This is a genomic window from Arthrobacter sp. H41 (assembly GCF_000520535.1).
Lineage (GTDB): Bacteria > Actinomycetota > Actinomycetes > Actinomycetales > Micrococcaceae > Arthrobacter_D.
On the sequence record NZ_KI914761.1, the window covers coordinates 55,754 to 57,551 of the forward strand.

General features: G+C 68.0%; 2 protein-coding genes. Both read right to left on the reverse strand.

Annotation, left to right across the window (positions count from 1 at the left end; all coding sequences use genetic code 11):
* On the reverse strand, nt 1-961 hold a 961-nt coding region (locus Y705_RS22110; RefSeq protein WP_081737723.1), incomplete at its 3' end, for an ABC transporter substrate-binding protein.
* Nucleotides 958-1,707: an ABC transporter permease gene (locus Y705_RS0102790; protein ID WP_081737724.1), complete on the reverse strand. Its 750-nt coding sequence runs from the start codon at nt 1,705-1,707 to the stop codon at nt 958-960. The genes Y705_RS0102790 and Y705_RS22110, both read right to left, overlap by 4 nt.
* Nucleotides 1,708-1,798 lie beyond the last annotated feature (91 nt).

Consider the following 1,798-nt stretch of genomic DNA (forward strand, 5'->3'; position numbering starts at 1 on the left):
CGGCGAGGCCCTTCTCTGCCAGCCAATCGGCGGCAGCATCAGCGGGATTGCGCTTCTCGTCACCGCTGACCTCGCGGTTGAGGCTCAACAGGTCCTCGGTGGTCAGCTCGGCCGAGACGTTGTTGAGCACTTCCCTCGCCTCGTCCCCCACGGTGTCGAGGTTGACGAGGGGAAGCACCTGCTGGGCGATGAAGTTGTTCTCCGGATCCTCGAGCACCACGAGATCGTTGTCCTCGATGGACGGCGTGGTGGTGTAGATGTCGGCCGCCTGGACATTGTCATTGAGGAGTGCCTGCAGCGTCAGCTCGCCTCCGCCGTCGTTGATGGCCTCGAAGCTGCCGGGCACGCAGCCGTACTTCTCCGCCAGTCCCGGCAGGCCGTACGCGCGTTCCTGGAAGGTGCTCGGAGCGCCGATCGTGATTTCCCCGCACACCTCGGCGAGGTCGGCGATCGATTCAAGGCCGTACTGTTCCGCCGTGGCGGCAGTGACGACGAGTGAATCCTTGTTCTGCGCCTCCGAGGGCTCGAGCACCCCGAGATTGCTCTCCGGTGACCTCGCTTCGAGCGCCTCGGGCAGCGCACTGATGATGTCCTCCGCGGAGGCAGCTGTGGCCTCTGGATCGGCAAACAGCAGCAGGTTCCCGCTGTAGTCCGGGATGATGTCGATCGATCCCTCTTCGACCGCGGTGTAGTAGATCTCGCGGGAGCCGATGCCGAGCCGGGTGGTGGCTTCCACCCCGGCGGCGTTGAGCGCACCGGCGTAGATTTCGGCGACGACCTGGCTCTCCGGGAAATCAGCCGAACCGACGACTACCGAACCGCTCGCGGCAGCCGTGTCCTCCGGTTCCCCCTGGGGGTCGCTGTTGGCACCGCAGGCAGTCAACGCCAGGGCGGCCGTCAGGCCGCCCGCCAGTCCCATCAATGCGCGCCGTGCGGCGCGGTGTGCTGACAGGTTTGTCATGTTGTTCCTCCTTGTGCACTGGCGACGGCCTCTTGCCGGCCAGATTCTTGGGGTCGTCCCGGGGGCGGCGACGCGCGCAGCCCCGGCGGGACGGCAAATCTCTGCAATAGTGCCATGATGCCGTCGACGGCGATGGCGACGGCGCCGATGACGACGGCGCCGCCGAACAGCCGGCCGTAGTCGGCGAGCTGGGTCCCCTCCACCAGGAACACGCCGAGCCCCACGGCTTTGACGAAGGCGACCACCGTTGCTGTCGCCACCACCTGGAGCACCGCTGCCCGCACGCCGCCCAGGATGACCAGCATCCCGTTGGGCACCTCCACCCGGGTGAGGATCTGCCACTCGGTCATCCCCATGCTCCGGGCGGCATCCACCACGGAGCGGCGAACCGAGGAGATCCCGGCGTAGACGCCGCCGAGCAGCGGAGGGACAGCGAGGAGCACAAGGGCCCAGATGGGAGGCATCAGTCCCCGGCCGGCGAGCAGCACGAGGAGGAAGACGACGCCGAGCGTCGGAAGCGCGCGGAGAATGCCGACGCCGGAGACGATCAGCACCCGGCCACGCCCGGTGTGACCCACGAACAGGCCGATCGGCACCGCGATGGCGAGGGCGATGAGCATGGTCAGGGCGGTGTATCCGAGATGCTCGGCGATCCTCGTGGGGATGCCCGCGGGTCCCGACCAGTTGTCCGGTGCCGTCAGCCACTCCCCCATCTGGACGAAGAGGTTGTCGCTCGAGTACTCCATCAGGCACCGGTCCGGTGGGCCATGGAGGGAGCCGGCTCGGGCGCCGGCCCGGAAGCTGGGCCAGGCGCCGGGTCGACTGCCGCGCCGATTG